The organism is uncultured Oscillibacter sp., from assembly GCF_910584465.1.
GTDB lineage: Bacteria > Bacillota > Clostridia > Oscillospirales > Oscillospiraceae > Oscillibacter.
Window position 1 is genome coordinate 21,999 of the sequence record NZ_CAJUBK010000021.1, and the last position, 18,278, is coordinate 40,276.

Genomic DNA, 18,278 nt, shown 5'->3' on the forward strand with positions numbered 1-18,278 from the left:
CGGTGTACCGGCGTACCGGTGTCAGCGGGGGAGCAGCTGCCCCAGCAGGGGCTCGAAGTCCACGCCCTCCTGGAGGGAGAGGCCCTGGGCCACGGTCCGCACGGCGCAGGCATGGATGAACTCCACGGCCAGGGCGGCGCCGTCCCGGAGGGACGCCCCCCGCATCAGCGCACCGGTGAGGACGCTGGCGAACACGTCCCCGGTGCCGTGGAGGGGATGGGCCACGAACTCCGCCTGGACGGCCTCGGTCCGGCCCGTCCGGGCGTCGAAGCACATGGCCCCGGTCTGTCCCGGCGACAGCGCCGCCCCGGTGAGAGCCACGGAGCGCTCCCCGCCCAGGCTCAGCTCCTCCGCCAGCGCCCGGAGGGCCCCCTCGTCGTGGAGGGCCCGCCCCCCGTCCAGCAGCCGGCCGTAGTCCCGGCCCAGGAGGAAGGCGGCTTCGGTCAGGTTGGGGGTGATGACGTCGGCCAGCTCCGCCAGGCGGGCCATCCCGGCGCACATGGCGGGGGTATAGGTCCGGTAGGCTTTCCCGTCGTCCCCCATGACGGGATCGACGACCACCAGGGTGTCGGGCCCCCGGAACTCCCGGATGAAATCCGCCACGATGCCGATCTGCCGCTCACTGCCCAAAAAGCCGCTGTAGATGGCCTGGAACTTCAGATCCAGGGACTTCCAGTGGGCGGCGACCCGGGGGAGCTCCTCGGTCATGTCCAGGAAGGTGAAGCCCGTGAAGCCGCCGGTGTGGGTGGAGAGGAAGGCGGTGGGCAGGGGGCAGCACTGGACGCCCATGACGGAGAGGATGGGGATGACCTCGGTGAGGGAACAGCGGCCGAAGCCGGAGAGGTCATGGATGACGGCGGCACGGGGGGTAGACATGGCGGGCCTCCTCTTCTCGTTGCTTTTCCTTTGGATGCTGGGGCCATTTTACAACGGATCGGGGGAAAGCGCAAGAGTGGAAAAAGGGGGTGGACGGGGGGAGGACGGGTGTGGTATAATGGGTGGCGTCCGCAGAGGGCCCATTTCGTGGATACGCGCCTGTGATGGAATTGGTAGACATGCGAGATTTAGGTTCTCGTGCCTTCGGCGTGTGGGTTCGAGTCCCTTCAGGCGCACCAAGATTCATATGATCCGGATCTGTTTCCGATAGGAAATCGGTCCGGATCATCGATCTTTTTCTGTAATTACAATGGTGTAAAAGTCTACTCTCCAGGCCAAGAGGGCCAAGGAAGCCAGAAGCGAACTGCATAAAGTATAAGAGCAGACGCACCGTTCCAGCGATGTGCTCACCTTCATGTATGATACTATTTTGCATAAATAAATAACGGAACAGATAGTTAATAAAATCGCTTGTCAAAAATTGGAGGAAGTATTATACTTTATAAAAATTGCCGAGACTCTTATATGCCTAAACCAAAAGAAAAGAAAGGAATGCTTGATTATGAATGAGATTGCGATCCAAGACATTTATGCGGGAATGCCTGACGCAAAAGATGAGATTACCACCAATCAAGCTGATAAATTTTTCGCCAGCTTTATTGTTCCACCTGGGTTGCCCCTCAACAGCTTGCTCAATGGAAAAAAATTTTTAGTTACTGGTTATAAAGGTGTCGGGAAGACATCTATACTGTTTTATTTGCAAAATCGAACGCAAGAGCAGGATCCCTTGACTTGCACTTCATTCCTTTATTTTAAAAGTGATTTTGAGGAAGTTAAAAAAAGCAACATCGATGCTGTTGCAAAAAGGTTGTCCTCTTTAATCGATATAAGTGGAGATATTCAACCAAACAAAATTGAATATCTCCACATATGGCGTTGGGTATTTTTTAAAAAAATTGCAGATGACTGTGCGGAGAATCAAGGGGGTCTGTTTAAGCAGGATACGAACTGGCATGATTTTGTCAAAGAAGTAAATAGGATCAGTTTTTCTTCCTCAAGCAAAAAAACTATCGTGCTCTCGGAATTGGGCATTTCGTTAAATAGTTCACCGATTTCAGGTACATCCCTCAATGCAAATGCATCATTCCAACGAATAGCTAACGATTATTCTGCATTTAATGAACTTATTGAAACGGTAGACCGGTGTGAAGCGCTGTTCCGGAAATTGGAAAGGACTGATATCCCCTATTATCTTTTTGTAGATGAAATGGAAGCATATTATGGGAATCAAGAGTTATTTAAACGAGATTTGACCTTAATCCGTGATATGATATTTACTATTCATAGATTAAACGGGTATGGAAAAGTACGAATCATAGCCGCAATACGAAATGAAATCGTTTTTGCCATGGATAGATTCATCCAAACCAAAGAAATCAATAAAATAATAGACGGTTATAGTGTACCGATCAAATGGACATATAATAATACAAATTCGATAGAGCATCCTATCATCAAAGTTCTGATGAAGCGGATAGAGGTAGGAAGCGGTGGAAAACCACAGTCCTTTTGGGATTGGTTCCCCCGACGCATTTATAATCGGGATGCAGTAAGTTACATTCTTGATAATGGATGGAACAAACCCAGGGATATCGTAAGGCTTATTACTGCAGCACAAAATGATAGTGTACACTGTGAGGACACTTCCTTTACCAGAGCGGCGTTCGATAACTTGAGAAAGGAATATTCCAAGGGGAGCCTTGCTGAGGTCCGTCAGGAATTACAGTCACTGTATACTACTCAAGAAATCGAAATGGTAATCCGGTTGTTAAGGGGAGGGCCAAAGTTTACCACCGCAGATGAAATTCGAAAAAGAACAGCAAAAGGTAGTTCTGCTCGAGACTTTTGGGACAAGAGAAGTGAGGACATCCTTGAAGACTTTTATCGGGTCGGCCTTTGGGGGAATATAAATCGCAAAGGAGCGTATTCATGGCGGTGGAACCACAAAGGTGATTCAGGGGTATTGAAAGATAACGGATGGGAATTGGCAATACATCCAGCACTCTACAGTGAACTCTCAATCACATTTTATTGAGAAGTAAAGAAAATTGTTCTAATAAGATTTATTTTACACAATCGCAATGTCTATAGTGCTTGACCCTGCCATATTCATATGCATATAATCTAAACCTCCTTCCGATACCGTTGCAGCCAACCCCAAAGCCGAAAGGCCCTCGAAAAAGCAACAGGCCACATAAATGTAAAAAAGACGGACATGCCCGTTTTCACGGTACGTCCGTCTTTTTTGTTTTGGCCTTATCCTCTAAACCTCGGTCCTCCCTCCACTCTTTCCATTCCATTGCCAGCCTTTCTTGGCCTTATAAAAGGCAAGGATATCAGGCCCTTGGCACTTAGATGGGTGTAAAGAGATGAACGGCTAATGTGTTGTGCACGCCGTGATTTGAAAAATCACGGCATACACAACACAAGACTCAAAATCCTCACTGGGCACCACGCCTCAGACTGCAAATATCCCCGAAACCAGATACATCCTACTCCCGTCCATCAGCAGGCATAGGCGAAAAGGGGCTTGCGTTTTTGGGTGGATATGGTATACTATATCCGTCAGATCGCAGCCGGTATCCGGCTGACGCCGAAGGGCGGTATTTTCGTATATATATGAGGTGATCGTATGATCGGCGGGATCGCAGGTGTCGGCAGCTTCGGGATGGGCCCGGCAGGGGCCTTTTACCGCTCCCGGCTGACCGAGAACATCCGCAGCATGCGGGACGCGCAGCAGGCCCCGGCCTTGACGGTCCGGAAGGCCGCTCCCCCGGAGACGCCGGTGCAGCCCGTGAAGGCCGTGCGCCCCGTCTCCCGGGACGAGGTCTCCGTGCCGGAGCTGGCCCAGCGGCTGGAGAACGACGCCGCCGCCATGGCCGGACGGATGCGGACCCGGTATGGCGAGGTGGACGGCGAGGGGATCTTCGTGGAGGCCGGAGGGGCCCGTCCCTCCCCCGTCCTGGGCCCGCAAAAGGACGTCCTGGAGGGCCGGCTGTCCCGGGCCGAGGACGCCCTGGCGCTGGACGACCCGGCCCGGGCGGCGGACGTCCTGGACGACGGCGCCCCCGCGCTCCCCGGCCTGCCGGACCGGGAGGGCGAGATCCCCGGACTGCTCGGCCGGGAGGATGAGGACGCGGCCTCCGGCCTGCCCGGCCTGGAGGATATGGACGGCCCGGGGACCACGAAGACCGAGAGCGCTCAGGAGGCCGCGGAAAAAGGCAGGTGCGAGACCTGCGAGAAGCGGAAGTACCAGGACGGCTCCGACGACCCCGGCGTCTCCTTCAAGACGCCCACCAACATCAAGCCCGAACAGGCGCCCTCCGCCGTCCGGGGCCATGAGATGGAGCACGTCGTCCGGGAGCAGGCCAAGGCCAAGCGGGAGGGCCGCGAGGTGGTCAGCCAGGACGTGACCATGCACACCGCGATCTGTCCGGAGTGCGGCAGGTCTTATGTTTCCGGCGGCACCACCCGGACCGTCACCAAAGCGGTGACGGACGACGACGTCCAGCAAGAGCAGGAGCAGGAGGCGCAGGAGCCTGCCGCCCTGACGGGGAAGCGGTGAAGATCGGACAGGGCTCCGGGGAGGGGCCCTGTTTTTTTATCAGCGGCCCTTCGCGGGCGGAACTTCCCGCGGTGAAAAAGCGTCTATATGGATGAAGCGCCCCGCTTGGGAGACGGGGCGGAAAAGGAGGATATGCAGATGAAAAGAGGACTTGCCCTGATCCTGGTAGCACTGCTGACGGCCCTGGCCCTGACCGCGTGCGGCGGAGGCGGGGACGGAGGCGGCATGACGGCCTCCAGCGGCTCCGACGCCCCGGCGGACTACTACGGCGGCGCGGAGAGCTCCGGCGTCCGGGGGGACTGGGGCTTCCAAGAGGCGGACGGCGGGCTGATGGAGCCCTCCGCGGCCCCCACGGAGGAGGAGGGCCAGACGGAGCCGGAGGACCGCCTGGCCAACGCGAAGATGGTCTACACCGCCGGCGTCGAGGCGGAGACCATGGACTTCGACGAGTGCGCCTCCGGGCTGGAGGCCCTGGTGGAGCAGATGGGGGGCTATATGGAGTATGCCTCCATCGGCAGCTACGCCGACGGCCGCCGGATGGGGGACTACACGATCCGGGTCCCCTCCGCCCGGTTCAGCGGCTTTTTGAAGAGCGTGGGGGAGCTGAGCCACGTCACCGAGCAGAGCAAGAGCGCCGAGAACATCAGCGAGCAGTACTACGACACCGAGAGCCGCCTGACCACCCAGAGGACCAAGCTGGAGCGCCTCCAGATGCTCCTGGCCAAGGCGGAGGAGATGGAGGACATCATCACCCTGGAGAGCGCCATCGCCGAGACGGAGCTGCAGATCGAGCAGCTCACCGGCTCCCTCCGGCGCTACGACGCGCTGGTGGATTACGCCACCGTGGAGCTCCGCCTCCGGGAGGTGCCCCGCCTGACCACAGTGGAGGAGGCGCCGCCCACCTTCTCCAGCCAGCTGGGGAACGCCTTCGCCGACGGCCTCCACAGCTTCGGGGACTTCCTCCAGGGCATGGCGATCTTCCTGGCCTACAACTGGATCTGGCTGACGCTGCTGGCGCTGGCCGCCGCCGCGGCCGTGGGCATCTCCAAGCGGAGACAGGCCCGGCGGGCGGAGACCTTCGGGCAGGCCCGGGCCCAGGGGCTGGGCGCGTCCCGCCGGAAGAAGGGGGACGGGCCGGAAGGACCGGATGACAAACAGCCGAAAACCTGATATACTGAGGGCGGGCTGGGCCCGCCCTTCGTATCTCCCGTCCCATCCGGAGGGGGCCCGCCTCCCCGCGCTCCCTCTGGGGCGCGGGACACGCCTCACAAAACAAAAGGAGGAGATCGATATGAGACTGACCTGGCTGGGCCACTCCTGCTTCCTGCTGGAACAGGACGGCTATACGATCTTGCTGGACCCCTACACCGGCGTGGACGGCTATCCGCCCCTGTCGGAGCGCGGGCTCGCCGTGAACGAGATCCTTTGCAGCCATGAGCACGGCGACCACCATGCCGTGGACCAGGCGGCGCTCCTGCCGGGGGGCGCGCCCTCGCCCTTCACCGTCCGCACCGTGGAGACCTTCCACGACGGCCAGGGCGGGGCGCTCCGGGGGAGCAACACCGTCCACGTCCTCTCGGCGGGCGGCGTCACCGTGGCCCACATGGGCGACCTGGGGCACCCCCTCTCGCCGGAGCAGGCGGCGGCCATCGGCCCCCTGGACGCTCTGCTGATCCCCGTGGGAGGCTATTACACCATCGACGCCGCGGAGGCCAAGGCCGTCTGCAGCGCCCTGAGGCCCCGCTGCGTCCTGCCCATGCACTACCGCCTGGGGACGCGGGGCTATCCCGTGCTGGCGGGCGTGGAGGACTTCCTGGCCCTGTGGCCCGCGGAGGAGGTCCGGCGGCTGGACGGCCCGGCCCTGGACCTGGACGGGACCGCCCGGGGCGTGATCGTCCCCCGATCCTCCGAGGAGGTCTGATATGTACCGTTACATACTCTTCGATCTGGACGGCACCCTGACGGATTCCCGGGAGGGCATCGTGCGCTGCGTCCGGGAGACCATCGCCGAGTACGGCGGCCCCGTCCCGGAGGAGGAGACCCTCCTCCGCTTCATCGGCCCGCCCCTCCAGGACTCCTTCGTCCGCTTCTGCGGCTACAGCCCCGCCCAGGCGGAGGATGCCGTGGAGCGCTTCCGCCTGCGTTATGAGCCCGTGGGCCAGTACGAGAACCGGGCGGCCCCGGGCATGGCGGAGCTGATGGGCCGGCTCAGGGAGGCGGGCCGCGTGCTGGCCCTGGCCTCCTCCAAGCCGGAGGGCCTGTGCGTCTCCATCTGCGCCCGCTTCGGCTTCACGCCCCACCTCTCCGCTCTGGTGGGCAGCCCGCCCAACGGCGACCAGGAGAAGGCCGACGTGATCCGGGAGGCCCTGCGCCAACTGGGGCTGGGGGAGGCGGACCTCCCCCAGGTCCTGATGGTGGGCGACCGGAAGTTCGACGTGCTGGGGGCCAGGGCCTGCGGCGTGGACTGCGTGGGGGTGGAGTTCTTCGGCTATGCCCCGGCGGGGGAGCTGGAGGAGGCCGGGGCCGTCGCCGTGGTCTCCACGCCGGAGGAGCTGGAAGCCTTCATCCTGGCTCACTGAGCCGTCACATCGGCCCGCTTCCCCGGGTCGGCCGGGAAGACCGTCAGGTCCTCCCCGCCGCCCCAGAGGGCCAGGAAGACCTCCCGCTCGTCCCGGTAGCCCTGGCGGAGCAGGGCCCGGCGGACCCACTCGTCCTCCTTCCCGGACTGGCGGACGTTGCCGGAGAGGAGCTTGCCGTCCATGACGAAGGGCGTCTGCACCTGGGACTGGGAGGGGTTTTTGTTCAGGTCCGCGGGCGTGGCGGGGCGGTCGGCCTCCTTGGGCAGGAAGCTGACGGTGCCGTTGTGCTCGAAGACGGCCGTCTGGATCTGGCTGAGGTCGAACCAGCCGCCGATCCGGCAGTAGGTCAAGAACTCGTTCAGGTCCAGCTTGGCCTTCTTCAGGTTCTCCTTGTAGATGACCCCGTCCTCCAGCAGGATGATGGGCCGTCCGGAGATGACGGAGCGGATCTTGAGGGACCGGTAGCACAGCACGGAGATGAGGACCGCCACCAGGGCATAGACGATGAGGGCGGTGAGGGGCTTGTGGGGCTCCTCCAGCTCCGTGGCCAGCTCAGCGGCGACGGAGCCGATGGTGATGCCGACCACGTAGTCGAACATGGTCATCTGGGACACCTGCTTGGCGCCCATCAGCTTGGTCAGCAGGAACAGGGCCAGGATGGACAGCAGGGTGGTCAGGGCGGTCATACCGATGTCTTGCAGGAACTCCATAAAAAGAACGCCTCCCATGGCAAATGTCGTTTGAGACAGTATGCCGCGGGAGGCGGATCTTATGCAGGCACGTCCAAGAGGGGGCCGTCCGTTCCCCGGCCGCGCGCCGGGGCGGGGGAGGTTCCGGACGGGGCGCGCGCCGTCACAGCGCGGCCTGTCCTTCCCGCTCCTCCGGGGGCGCCGCCTCCACGGCGGGATCGTTGGCGTGGACGTTGATGTACCGGCCCTTCAGCTTGGAGTGGAGGATCTTCTGGCTGGAGTAGAGCCCGTTGTAGCCGGAGAGCACATAGCTGACGCAACAGGCCAGGGAGAAATACAGCAGCCCCCCGCTGCCGAAGAGCTCGACGGACAGCGCGATGGAGGCCAGGGGGCAGTTCACCGCCCCGCAGAACACGGACACCATCCCCAGAGCGGCGGCGAACCCCGCCGGGATCCCCAGCGCCGGCCCCGCCGCGCACCCGAAGGCCGCCCCCACGAAGAAGGACGGCACCACCTCCCCGCCCTTGAACCCGGCGCCCAGGGTGACGGCGGTGAAGGCCAGCTTGAGCAGGAAGGCGGCGGGCCGGGCGCTCCCCTGTTCCACGGCGGCGGCGATGACGTCCATGCCCGCGCCGTTGTAGTCGCCGCTCCCGCACAGCAGGGTCATGGCCACCACGGCGCACCCCCCGGCGAAGGCCCGGGCCCAGGGCCCCGGCAGGCGCTTGGACAGCTGGCGCTCGGCGAAGTGGATGGTCCCGCAAAAGAGCATGGACACCAGGCCGCACAGCGCCGCCAGCACCGCCGTCCGGACCAGCAGCCCGGCCTCCAGTGCCGGGGCCTCCACGGTGAAATGGGTGGGCTCCACCCCGAAGAGGCGGGAGGCCCCATAGGCCACCAGCGCCGCGGTCAGGGAGGGGAACAGGGCGGCGTGGTAGAACGAGTCCACGCTGACCACGGCGATGGAGAACACGGCGGCGGTCAGCGGCGTGCCGAAGAGGGCGGTGAAGAAGGCCGCCATGCCCGCGGTGGTGGCGACGCGGAGGTCCCGCTCGTCGAAGCCGAAGAGCCGCCCCGTCTGATAGCCCAGCGCCCCGCCCATCTGGAGGGCCGCGCCCTCCCGCCCGGCGGAGCCGCCGCAGAGGTGGGTCAGCACCGTGCCCAGGAAGATGGAGGGCACCAGCCGGAGGGGGATGCTGCCGCCGGTGTGGACCTCGTCGAAGATGTCGTTGGTGCCCTGGCCCTCGGTCCCCAGCAGCTTGTACAGCGCCACGATCCCCAGGCCCGCCAGGGGCAGGCCGTACAGCAGCCAGGGCTCCTCGGCCCGCAGCTCCGTGACCCGCTCCACGGCGATGTGGAACAGCGAGCCGGTCAGCCCGCAGGCGCACCCCGTCGCCGCCGCCAGCGCCAGCCACTTCCCCAGCGCGCGCCCATAGAGCAGGGCCAGCCCCCACCGGGCCCGGAGGCCCCGTCTCAGATCTCCTCGCATATCATCATGCCTCCGCCCCGGGATCCCTCGAACGATCCCTCTATGCCCAGTATACCGGATCTGGAGGAAAATGCAAGCGGATATGGCCGGCGGGCCCGCCTCCTGCCCGAACGGCCGGGAGGTGGTTGATTCTCTCCGGGGAACGCGGTATACTGTGACGAGGGACCGCCCCGGAACAGGGGATGGGACCCATCGAAGCTATCGAACGGGGGAAACGACTATGCGATACGGACGCACCTATAATTTTTCGGCGGGCCCCGCCATGATGCCGGAGCCCGTCCTGGAGGAGATCGCCGCCGAGATGATGAACTACCGCGGGAGCGGCATGTGCGTCATGGAGATGAGCCACCGCTCCAAGGTCTTCCAGCAGATCCGGGACGAGGCGGAGGCAGACCTGCGGGAGCTCATGGGCATCCCGGACGGATATCAGGTCCTCTTCATCCAGGGCGGCGGCACGCTCCAGTTCGCCATGGTGCCCATGAACCTGATGCGCGGCGGCAGGGCCTGCTACGTGGAGACCGGGGCCTGGTCCAAGAAGGCCATCGCCGAGGCGGAGAAGTTCGGCCGGGTGGAGATCTTGGCCTCCTCCGCCGACAAGGACTTCTCCTATATCCCGGACTGCTCGGATCTGGACATCCCGGAGGACACGGACTATGTCTATATCTGCGAGAACGAGACCATCAACGGCACCACTTACGCCCGCCTGCCCGACGCCAAGGGCCGGCCGCTGGTCAGCGACCAGTCCTCCATGTTCCTCTCCCGCCCCTGCGACGTCAGCCGGTACGGCCTGATCTGGGGCGGCGTGCAGAAGAACGTGGGCCCCGCCGGCATGGCCATCGTCATCGTCCGGGAGGACCTCATCCGGGAGGACCTGCCGGCGTCCGTGCCCACCTATCTGCGCTATAAGACCCACGCGGACAGCGGCTCCCTGTACAACACGCCCAACTGCTGGGCGGTCTACTGCTGCGGGAAGGTCTTCAAATACCTGCTGGCCCAGGGCGGGCTGGAGGCACAGCACCGGCGCAACCAGGAGAAGGCGAAGATCCTCTACGACTTCCTGGACCAGTCCAGGTTCTTCACCGGGGCGGTCCGGAAGGAGGACCGCTCCCTGATGAACGTCCCCTTCGTCACCCCCAGCCGGGAGCAGGACGCGGAGGTAGCGGCCGCCTGCAAGGCGGCGGGCTTCGACAACCTGAAGGGCCACAAGAGCGTGGGGGGCCTCCGGGCGTCCATCTATAACGCCATGCCCAAGGAGGGCGTGGAGGCCCTGGTGCGGTTCTTGCGGGAGTACGAGTCGGCCCACGGCTGAGCCCCGCCGGGGAGCGCGGGAGGCGCATCCATCGAAAAGGGACGCAGGCGCGGGGGCCCCGGAGGGGGCTCCCGCGCCTTTTGGATCGGTCCGCTCCCGGGGATCCCCAGGGCCCGGGGCTCCCCCCGTCGGGTCCCCCTTTCGGCGGCCCGAGGGCCCGCCCGGCGGGCGGCGCAGGGGGCTCCCCGCCGCGGGAGGGGCCCCATGTCCGCAAAAGACCAGGGGATATATCGTGAAAACATACAGCGCGGGCGGACGGATCTCGTCACCCGTTCGATTGTAAATGGAAGTTATTGGTGCTATACTAGGGATAGCTTTACTTGGGCCGGGGGCTCTCCCCCAGGCGAACGTGATGAATGGAGGAAGGCACTTATGAAAAAGCTCATGTCCCTGTTCTTGGCGGCGCTCATGATCTGCGTCATGATCCCCACCGCCGCGGCGAGCACCATCTACACCGCCAAAGAGATGAAGGTCAAGCACGACTTCCAGATCGAAGGCGTGGACGACGGCAAGGGCGCCGCCACCTATGTGGAGGTGGAGGGCGGCTACTACATCTCCCCCTGGAAGTACGATGTGGAGAACATCAGCCTGACCGTCACCTACAAAGGCGAGGACTACAAGGTCAAGACCAAGGACCTGGACCTGGACGGCCTGAAGGACGTGAAGGTCAGCGTCTTCGAGCTGGACGGCAAGGTGGAGACCAGCACGGAGAGCGCCCCGGACGACGCCAAGAAGGTCGCCAAGTTCAAGGTGGACCTGGAGACCTGGACGGTCATCGCCATGCCCAAGACCGAGGACCTGGAGATGGCGGTGAAGTTCCAGTATAAGGACGCCAAGCCCGCCGACGCCAACAACGTGGACGCCTTCCCCCTGGACGCCGCCGCCCAGGAGCAGGCGGAGGCCCCCGCCGGTTCCGTCCAGCTGATCCAGGATTTCAAGGACTGCAAGGGCGTCACCGACGAGACCAAGGAGATCCGCACCATGCTGTCCCCGGACGAGGACGGCGTGTACTTCGCCTCCCGCTGGGACTATAAGATGGCCACCAAGGCGGGCGACGCCGGCGTCGGCCCCAACATCGACTGCAAGGTGGTCTACAACGGCTCCAACAAGAAGATGAAGGGCGAGGACATCACCCCCGACGCCAACAACTGCGGCACCATGTACTTCTTCGACAAGGACGGCAAGCTGGACGTGGACGCCGAGGTCCCCGAGGGCGCGGTCCTGCTGGCGGAGTGCACCATGAGCCTGGACGGCGCGATCTGGTTCACCCCCAAGAGCGACAAGATCACCACGGAGCTGGAGTTCAACTACGACGCCTCCGAGACCTATGACGCGAAGAAGAACGTGGACCAGGTGAAAAACGAGAAGCCCGGCGCCGCCGAGGCTCCCGCCGTCCCCAGCTTCACCGACGTGGATCCCTCCTCCGCCTTCGCCCCCGCCATCGGCTGGGCCGCGGCCGAGGGGATCGCCTACGGCACCTCCGCCACCACCTTCGCCCCCAGTAGCACCTGCTCGGTCTCCAACATCCTGACCTTCCTGTGGCGCGCCAACGGCAAGCCCGGCGCCGCCGAGGGCACGGCGGACCGCGACTGCGCCGCCAAGTGGGCCGCGGAGCAGGGGATGATCGCGGCGGACGCCGACGTGGGCGCGCCCTGCACCCGCGCCATGGCCGTGACCTTCTTGTGGAAGGCCGCCGGGAGCCCCAAGGTCGAGTCCAAGGCCAAGTTCAACGACGTGGCCGAGGACGCGGAGTATGCCGCCGCCGTGGCCTGGGCCGTGGACAAGGGGGTCACCAACGGCACCGGCGAGGCCGCCTTCTCCCCCAACGACACCTGCACGCGGGGCCAGATCGTGACCTTCCTGTACCGCGCCGCCCATTCGTGAACCCATCCATCGCCGTGCGCCCCGCCAGGGGCGGGGCGCACGGACAAAACAGATAAACAAGGAGGCCCCGCCGTCTTTGGACGGCGGGGCCTCCGCTTTGCCTTCCCGCTCTCCTATGCCCGCCGGGCCGCCGAAGGCCCCACCCCCAGCTCCAGGCGGTACTTCGTCACCGTCCGTCGGGCGACCCGGATCCCCCGGTCCGCCAGGAGGCGGCACAGGATCTGGTCGCTGAGGGGCCTCTGGGGGTCCTCGCCGCGGATCAGGACCAGCATCGTCTGCTTCACCGCCTGGCGGGAGACCGCGCCGCCGCTCACCGGGCGGCTGAAGAACCAGCGCAGGGGGAACGTCCCCTGGCGGCACTGGAGGTACTTCCCCTGGACGGCGCGGGAGACCGTGGAGGGGTGGACCTCCAGCCGCTGGGCCAGGGTGGAGAGGGTCATGGGGGCCAGCTCCCCCGTCTCCCCGGCGAAGAAGGGCCGCTGGACCTCCAGCAGGGCCTCCGCGCAGCGGCGGAGGGTGCTCCCCCGGCGCTCCAGGCTGTCCAGCAGCCACCTGGCCTGCCGGAGCTTTTGGCGGAGGTAGTCCCGGGTCTCCTTCTCGTCGCTGCTTTTCAGCAGGCGGAGGTAGTAGTCGTTGACGGACACCCTGGGCAGGTAGTAGTCGTTCAGGACGGCCCTCAGCTCCCCCTCCAGCTCGGCGACGAACACGTCGGGCCGGACGTAGACCGCCGCCTCGGCCGGCTGGAAGGCCCGGCCCGGATGGGGCTCCAGGGCGGCGATGGTCCGCTCCGCCTCCCGGACGGCCTCCACCCCGACGCCCAGCGCCTGGGCGATGGCGGCATAGCGCTTCCTCCCCAGCTCCGGCAGGAAGCGGGCGGCGATCTCCATGGCGGTGCGGTCCGTCCCGCCCCGGCGGCTGAGCTGGAGCAGCAGGCACTCCGAGAGGGACCGGGCCCCCACCCCCGGCGGGTCCAGGCCCTGGAGGGCGTCCAGCGCCTGGTCCACCAGGGCCTGGGGGATCTTCATGCCGGACAGGCCGTCCAGGTCCTCCTGGGCGAGCCAGCCGTCCTCGTCCACCAGCTCGGCGAGATACTCGCACAGGGCCGTCAGGGGCCTGGGCAGGCGGAGGCGCTGGATCTGGTCCCGGAGGAAGGCGGAGAGGCCCTCCAGCTCCCGGTCCTCCCGCCCGGCCTCCACGGCGGCCTCCTCGTGGGCGAAGGTGCCCCGGTCCCGCAGTCCGCCGTCGATCCAGCCGGCCTGGCGGCGCAGGGCCTCCCAGGCCGCCTCCGGCGGGTCGGACTGGTCCAGGAGGGGGTTCTCCTCCGCCTGGCGGGAGAGGTACTCCAGCAGCTCCTGGGAGCTCATCTGCAGCACGTCCATGGACTGGAGGAGCTGCGGCGTCAGCTTCAGCTCCTGGCGCAGTTCGGTCTTCAGCTGGACGAGGCTCATGGCTCGCTCCCTCCTCCCGGCGGGCTCACCGCACATACTTGGCGATCTTCCGGGCCGCGGTGGCCTGGGAGATGCCCAGCTCCTTGGCCACCGCCACGGTGGTGCCCCAGCGGCGGTAGGACTCCCGGACGATCTGCCCCTCGTAGGCGTCCATCCGTTCCGCCAGGGTGCCCTCCCGGGAGGGGGCGGGGGCGGCGGAGGCGGCGTCGTATTCCGGCGGGAGGTGCGCCAGGTCGATGATGGGATCTTGGACGGTGATGACCAGCCGCTCCACCAGGTTCTCCAGCTGGCGGACGTTCCCCGGCCAGTCGCAGCGCTCCAGGAAGCTGAGGAGCCGGGGGCTGAAGGTGAGGGACTTCTCATACTCCCCGCAGAAGCGGGCCAGGAACTGGTGGGCCAGGGGGAGGATGTCCTCCCGCCGCTGCCGGAGGGGCGGGATGTGGATGCGGATGACGTTGAGCCGGTAGAAGAGGTCAGAGCGGAACAGCCCCCGCTGGACGGCCTCCTCCAGGTTTCGGTTCGTGGCGACCAGGAGGCGGAAGTCCAGCTCGATCCGCTTGTTGCCGGAGAGGCGCTCGATGGTCTTCTCCTGGATGAGCTGGAGGAGCTTGGACTGGATGTGGGGCGGGAGCTCGCCGATCTCGTCGAGGAAGAGGGTGCCGTCGTTGGCCAGCTCGATCTTGCCGATCTTGCCGCCGCTGGCGGCCCCGGTGAAGGCGCCCTTCTCATAGCCGAAGAGCTCCGATTCGATGAGGTTCTCGTGCAGCACGGCGCAGTTGACCTCGATGAAGGGCCCGTCGGCCCGGCTGCTCATGGCGTGGATGGCCTTGGCCACGGCGCTCTTGCCCACGCCGGTCTCCCCGGTGATGAGGATGTTGGCCTTGGTGTTGGCGGTGTTCTGCATCAGGGTCCACAGCCGCTGCATGGACGCGCTCTTGAAGATCAGGCTGGTGGAGGTGGCCCGGGTGCGGAGCTCGGCGATCTCCTGGGTGTACTGCTGGAGGGAGTCCTGGAGGTGGCGGTAGTTGCGCTGGATGACGTTGATCTGCTCCATGGACACGGTGTTGAAGCAGACGGCGAACTTGAGCTCACCGCTGCTGTCGAACAGGGGGATACCCACGGTCATGACGTTCTTATGGATGTGGTTGATGGTCTGGGTGGCGGTGATCTTCCTGCGCTGGCGGATGACCTCGGCGGTGACGCAGGGGGAGAAGGTGCCGTCGGCCTCCAGGTCGAAGGCGGACCGGCCCACGATGGAATCGTGGACGAAGCCGAAGTTCTTCTCATAGCTCTCGCTGACGCGGAGGATGACGCCCTTGGCGTCGGAGAGCATCATGTCGTCCGCCAGGACCAGGTTGTTCTCGGGGCTGAGGATGTCGAAGAGGCCCCGGAGGTTGATGCCGTCGTCGAAGAGGGCGGTGAGATCGGATGCCTGGGACATGAGGGGACCTCCTTCCCGCGTCTCAGCCCCAGAGGGCGGACAGCATGGGGATGACCTGCTTCTTCCGGGACATGATCTTGGGCAGGAACGCGCAGTTCTCCCCCCCGCGGATGGAGAACGCCTGCCGGATGGTGTCCTCGTCCCCGACGAAGAGGAGCTGGGTGCCCTCCAGCAGCACGTCGGTGATCATCAGCACCACGGTGTCCAGCCCCTGCGACTCCTGCGCGGCGGTCATGATCTCGATGAACTCGCCCTTGCGGTCCAGCAGCCGGGCGGAGTCCACGGTGGTGATCTGGCTCACCGCCAGGTCGTGCCCGGCGATGTGGAACTCCTTATAATCCGTCATCAGCATGGCCTCGGCGGTCTTGTCGTCGCCGCAGCTGGCGGAGAAGATCGCCTGCCCCAGGTCCTCCAGGCAGACGCTGGCGATGCGGGCCAGGCGGTTGGCGATGTCCACGTCCCGCTGGGTGCAGGTGGGGGACTTGAACATGACCGTGTCCGACACGATCGCCGCCGCCATGAGCCCCGCCATCTTCGCCGTGGGCATCAGGCCCTTCTCCTGGTACATCTCGGCGATGATCGTGTTCGTGCTGCCCACGGCCTCGTTCCGGACGTGGATGGGGTTCTTCGTCTCGATGTCCGCCAGGCGGTGGTGGTCGATGATCTCCAGGATCTCCGCCTGGTCCAGGCCCACCACGGACTGGGACTTCTCGTTGTGGTCCACCAGCACCACCCGCTTGTGCCGGGGGCGCAGCAGGTGGAACCGGGACAGCATCCCGACGACCTTCTCCTCCTCGTCCAGGATGGGATAGGCCCGGAAGCGGCTCTCCAGGACGGCGTCCTGCACATCGTCGATGTAGTCGTCCAGGTGGAAGCAGACCAGGCCGCTGCGCTTGCAGATCCGGGAGATGGGCAGGGCGTGGAAGATCAGGCGCAGGGCCTGATAGGCGTCGATGGGCGTGGAGATGACGCAGGTGTCCCCCGCGCGCTCCAAAAGCTCCGGGGAGACCTCCCCCTGGCAGATGATGACGCAGTTCACCTGGAGGTCCAGGGCCCGCCGGACCATGTCCGGCTGGTCGCCGCAGATGACCACGCTGTCCGGGCTGGAGAACAGCAGGTTCTCCCGGCTGGCGGGCAGGGCGATGGTCACCTCGCCGCAGATCTCGTCCCGGGCCTCGGCGCCCTCGTTGAGGAGCTTGCCCTCCAGGACGGAGATCAGGTTATAGACCGGGATCCCGTCCACCCGCGGGTCGCGGACGGAGGTCATGTCGTAATTCGCCACGTCCCCGGCGGAGAGGGTGCCGTGGAGGGTCCCGTCCTCGTTGGCCACGGGGAGGATGGAGATGTTCCCGCCCTGCATGGCCTGCCAGCCCCGGCTGATGGTGGCGGCGGGGGAGAGGGTGGGCGGCGTGTCGTAGTCCAGGTCCCGGACCTGGGTCCGCACGTTCTCGATGAGCCTGGGGGGCTGGAAGCCGAAGCGGTCCAGCACGATCTGGGTCTCGTCGCTGATCTGGCCCAGCCGGGCGGCCTGGTACTGCCGGTCGCCCAGGGCGTTGCGCAGGGCGGCGTAGGCCATGGCGGAGACGATGGAGTCCGTGTCCGGGTTCCGGTGGCCCATGATATAGATAGTGTCCATATTGAAAAAAGGCTCCTTTCGCGGGACGCGGGGCTCGCCCCCGATCCGTTATGCCCCCATTATGCGTCCCCGGAGGGGAAATGTCAATGTCCCGGGGGCGGAGTTGGATCTTCCAAAGAAAAATCTTGCGGATCTGTTAATTCCCTCTTGCATTGGAAATACTGCTGTGGTATGATATTTCAGCATTCCGCACGGCGTGTCGACTCCCTGTCTGTGCCCTGGGCCCGGTCCCCGGGTTGGCGGGGGGGCTGAAGCCGCCGGAGGACCAACTAAATTCATATTTGGAGGAACAAACAACATGGCAAATTCCAGCGTCGTATCCATGAAGGCCCTGCTCGAGGCGGGCGTCCACTTCGGCCACCAGACCCGCCGGTGGAACCCCAAGATGGCTCCCTACATCTACACGGAGCGCAACGGCATCTATATCGTGGACTTGCAGAAGACCGTGCGCAAGCTGGAGGAGGCGTACAACTTCGTCCGCCAGCTCAGCGAGAGCGGCCAGTCCCTGCTGTTCGTCGGCACCAAGAAGCAGGCCCAGGACGCCATCCGCGAGGAGGCCGGCCGCTGCGGCCAGTACTACGTCAACGCCCGCTGGCTGGGCGGTATGATGACCAACTTCAAGACCATGCGCACCCGCGTGGACCGGCTCAACCAGCTCAAGGCCATGCAGGAGGACGGCACCTTCGACATGCTGCCCAAGAAGGAAGTCATGAAGCACCTGGGCGAGATCGCCAAGCTGGAGAAGTACCTGGGCGGCGTGAAGGAGATGAAGAGCCTGCCCGGCGCCCTCTTCATCGTGGATACCCGCAAGGAGCGCAACGCCATCGCCGAGGCCCACAAGCTGGGCATCCCCGTGGTGGCCATCGCCGACACGAACTGCGACCCCGATGAGATCGACTACGTCATCCCCGGCAACGACGACGCCATCCGCGCCATCAAGCTGATCTCTTCCATCATGGCCAACGCCGTGCTGGAGGGCCGCCAGGGCGAGCAGAACGAGGAGGCCGCCGAGGCCCCCGCCGCCCAGTGAGATAGGACGATAATAGATTTGGAGGTAAGCGATCATGGCTTTTACCGCAACTGATGTGAAGACCCTGCGCGAGATGACCGGCGTGGGCATGATGGACTGCAAGAAGGCCCTCTCCGCCACCGACGGCGACATGGACAAGGCCGTGGAGTGGCTGCGCGAGAAGGGCATGGCCGCCTCCGTGAAGAAGGCCGGCCGCGTCGCCGCCGAGGGCATGGCCTACGCCGCCGTCATCGACGGCGTGGGCGTGGTGGTCGAGGTCAACGCCGAGACCGACT

Annotated in this window: 14 protein-coding genes, 1 tRNA gene and 1 pseudogene; 10 read left to right on the plus strand and 6 right to left on the minus strand. The window is 64.6% G+C overall.

The genetic code is table 11. From position 1 onward, the window contains the following. Positions 1-21: 21 nt before the first annotated feature. Complete coding sequence (locus QZ332_RS06925) at positions 22-876, minus strand: pyridoxamine kinase (protein WP_295764067.1); 855 nt, start codon at positions 874-876, stop codon at positions 22-24. A 155-nt stretch (positions 877-1,031) separates the two neighbouring features. On the opposite strand from QZ332_RS06925, the gene QZ332_RS06930 reads away from it, so the two are divergent. From QZ332_RS06930 to QZ332_RS06955, 6 genes are all read left to right on the plus strand, one after another. Further along, positions 1,032-1,115: transfer RNA gene (locus tag QZ332_RS06930), tRNA-Leu, on the plus strand. A gap of 323 nt (positions 1,116-1,438) precedes the next feature. Next, positions 1,439-2,971 carry a P-loop ATPase, Sll1717 family gene (locus QZ332_RS06935; RefSeq protein WP_295764069.1) on the plus strand — a complete coding sequence of 511 codons (1,533 nt, stop codon included), beginning with the start codon at positions 1,439-1,441 and terminating at the stop codon, positions 2,969-2,971. A 597-nt stretch (positions 2,972-3,568) separates the two neighbouring features. Continuing rightward, positions 3,569-4,501, plus strand: a complete 933-nt coding sequence (locus QZ332_RS06940; protein ID WP_295764072.1) for a hypothetical protein — start codon at positions 3,569-3,571, stop codon at positions 4,499-4,501. Between the two features lie 138 nt (positions 4,502-4,639). Further along, the gene (locus QZ332_RS06945) at positions 4,640-5,671 is read left to right on the plus strand and encodes a DUF4349 domain-containing protein (protein ID WP_295764075.1); all 1,032 of its coding nucleotides are present in this window, start codon (positions 4,640-4,642) and stop codon (positions 5,669-5,671) included. A 121-nt stretch (positions 5,672-5,792) separates the two neighbouring features. Beyond that, positions 5,793-6,422 carry an MBL fold metallo-hydrolase gene (locus QZ332_RS06950; RefSeq protein ID WP_295764078.1) on the plus strand — a complete coding sequence of 210 codons (630 nt, stop codon included), beginning with the start codon at positions 5,793-5,795 and terminating at the stop codon, positions 6,420-6,422. A gap of 1 nt (position 6,423) precedes the next feature. Then, a complete protein-coding gene (locus QZ332_RS06955; protein ID WP_295764081.1) occupies positions 6,424-7,080 on the plus strand; it encodes an HAD hydrolase-like protein in 657 nt (218 codons plus the stop codon). Here the strand turns inward: QZ332_RS06955 and QZ332_RS06960 are convergent. Next, positions 7,074-7,790, minus strand: a complete 717-nt coding sequence (locus tag QZ332_RS06960) for a DUF421 domain-containing protein (protein WP_295764084.1) — start codon at positions 7,788-7,790, stop codon at positions 7,074-7,076. The genes QZ332_RS06955 and QZ332_RS06960 overlap by 7 nt on opposite strands. 142 nt (positions 7,791-7,932) lie before the next feature. Then, positions 7,933-9,255, minus strand: coding sequence for a chloride channel protein (locus QZ332_RS06965; RefSeq protein ID WP_295764087.1), 1,323 nt, complete (start codon positions 9,253-9,255; stop codon positions 7,933-7,935). A gap of 220 nt (positions 9,256-9,475) precedes the next feature. On the opposite strand from QZ332_RS06965, the gene serC reads away from it, so the two are divergent. Both serC and QZ332_RS06975 read left to right on the plus strand, forming a co-directional pair. Further along, positions 9,476-10,564: a 3-phosphoserine/phosphohydroxythreonine transaminase gene (serC, locus tag QZ332_RS06970; protein WP_295764090.1), complete on the plus strand. Its 1,089-nt coding sequence runs from the start codon at positions 9,476-9,478 to the stop codon at positions 10,562-10,564. A 372-nt stretch (positions 10,565-10,936) separates the two neighbouring features. Next, complete coding sequence (locus tag QZ332_RS06975; protein ID WP_295764094.1) at positions 10,937-12,448, plus strand: S-layer homology domain-containing protein; 1,512 nt, start codon at positions 10,937-10,939, stop codon at positions 12,446-12,448. Positions 12,449-12,561: 113 nt separating this feature from the next. Here QZ332_RS06975 and rpoN read toward each other — a convergent pair whose 3' ends face one another. From rpoN to QZ332_RS06990, 3 genes are read right to left on the minus strand one after another with little or no spacing between them, the layout of a single operon-like run. Continuing rightward, positions 12,562-13,896: an RNA polymerase factor sigma-54 gene (gene rpoN, locus QZ332_RS06980; RefSeq protein WP_295764097.1), complete on the minus strand. Its 1,335-nt coding sequence runs from the start codon at positions 13,894-13,896 to the stop codon at positions 12,562-12,564. 25 nt (positions 13,897-13,921) lie between these two features. Continuing rightward, complete coding sequence (locus QZ332_RS06985; protein WP_295764100.1) at positions 13,922-15,337, minus strand: sigma-54-dependent Fis family transcriptional regulator; 1,416 nt, start codon at positions 15,335-15,337, stop codon at positions 13,922-13,924. A gap of 22 nt (positions 15,338-15,359) precedes the next feature. Further along, positions 15,360-16,973, minus strand: coding sequence for a putative manganese-dependent inorganic diphosphatase (locus QZ332_RS06990; RefSeq protein WP_295764102.1), 1,614 nt, complete (start codon positions 16,971-16,973; stop codon positions 15,360-15,362). A 298-nt stretch (positions 16,974-17,271) separates the two neighbouring features. Here QZ332_RS06990 and rpsB point away from each other — a divergent pair, with 298 nt between their 5' ends. Together rpsB and QZ332_RS07000 are read left to right on the plus strand one after the other, a co-directional pair. Further along, a complete protein-coding gene (rpsB, locus tag QZ332_RS06995) occupies positions 17,272-18,003 on the plus strand; it encodes a 30S ribosomal protein S2 (protein ID WP_295764105.1) in 732 nt (243 codons plus the stop codon). A 34-nt stretch (positions 18,004-18,037) separates the two neighbouring features. Then, positions 18,038-18,278, plus strand: a pseudogene (locus QZ332_RS07000) (elongation factor Ts); the annotation flags it as partial.

What these genes read in the sequence shown, in the direction of transcription:
- QZ332_RS06925 (WP_295764067.1), bottom strand. Translation starts at nt 876, where the DNA reads ATGTCTACCCCCCGTGCCGCCGTCATCCATGACCTCTCCGGCTTCGGC.
- QZ332_RS06935 (WP_295764069.1), top strand. Translation starts at nt 1,439, where the DNA reads ATGAATGAGATTGCGATCCAAGACATTTATGCGGGAATGCCTGACGCA.
- QZ332_RS06940 (WP_295764072.1), top strand. Translation starts at nt 3,569, where the DNA reads ATGATCGGCGGGATCGCAGGTGTCGGCAGCTTCGGGATGGGCCCGGCA.
- QZ332_RS06945 (WP_295764075.1), top strand. Translation starts at nt 4,640, where the DNA reads ATGAAAAGAGGACTTGCCCTGATCCTGGTAGCACTGCTGACGGCCCTG.
- QZ332_RS06950 (WP_295764078.1), top strand. Translation starts at nt 5,793, where the DNA reads ATGAGACTGACCTGGCTGGGCCACTCCTGCTTCCTGCTGGAACAGGAC.
- QZ332_RS06955 (WP_295764081.1), top strand. Translation starts at nt 6,424, where the DNA reads ATGTACCGTTACATACTCTTCGATCTGGACGGCACCCTGACGGATTCC.
- QZ332_RS06960 (WP_295764084.1), bottom strand. Translation starts at nt 7,790, where the DNA reads ATGGAGTTCCTGCAAGACATCGGTATGACCGCCCTGACCACCCTGCTG.
- QZ332_RS06965 (WP_295764087.1), bottom strand. Translation starts at nt 9,255, where the DNA reads ATGCGAGGAGATCTGAGACGGGGCCTCCGGGCCCGGTGGGGGCTGGCC.
- serC (WP_295764090.1), top strand. Translation starts at nt 9,476, where the DNA reads ATGCGATACGGACGCACCTATAATTTTTCGGCGGGCCCCGCCATGATG.
- QZ332_RS06975 (WP_295764094.1), top strand. Translation starts at nt 10,937, where the DNA reads ATGAAAAAGCTCATGTCCCTGTTCTTGGCGGCGCTCATGATCTGCGTC.
- rpoN (WP_295764097.1), bottom strand. Translation starts at nt 13,896, where the DNA reads ATGAGCCTCGTCCAGCTGAAGACCGAACTGCGCCAGGAGCTGAAGCTG.
- QZ332_RS06985 (WP_295764100.1), bottom strand. Translation starts at nt 15,337, where the DNA reads ATGTCCCAGGCATCCGATCTCACCGCCCTCTTCGACGACGGCATCAAC.
- QZ332_RS06990 (WP_295764102.1), bottom strand. Translation starts at nt 16,973, where the DNA reads ATGGACACTATCTATATCATGGGCCACCGGAACCCGGACACGGACTCC.
- rpsB (WP_295764105.1), top strand. Translation starts at nt 17,272, where the DNA reads ATGGCAAATTCCAGCGTCGTATCCATGAAGGCCCTGCTCGAGGCGGGC.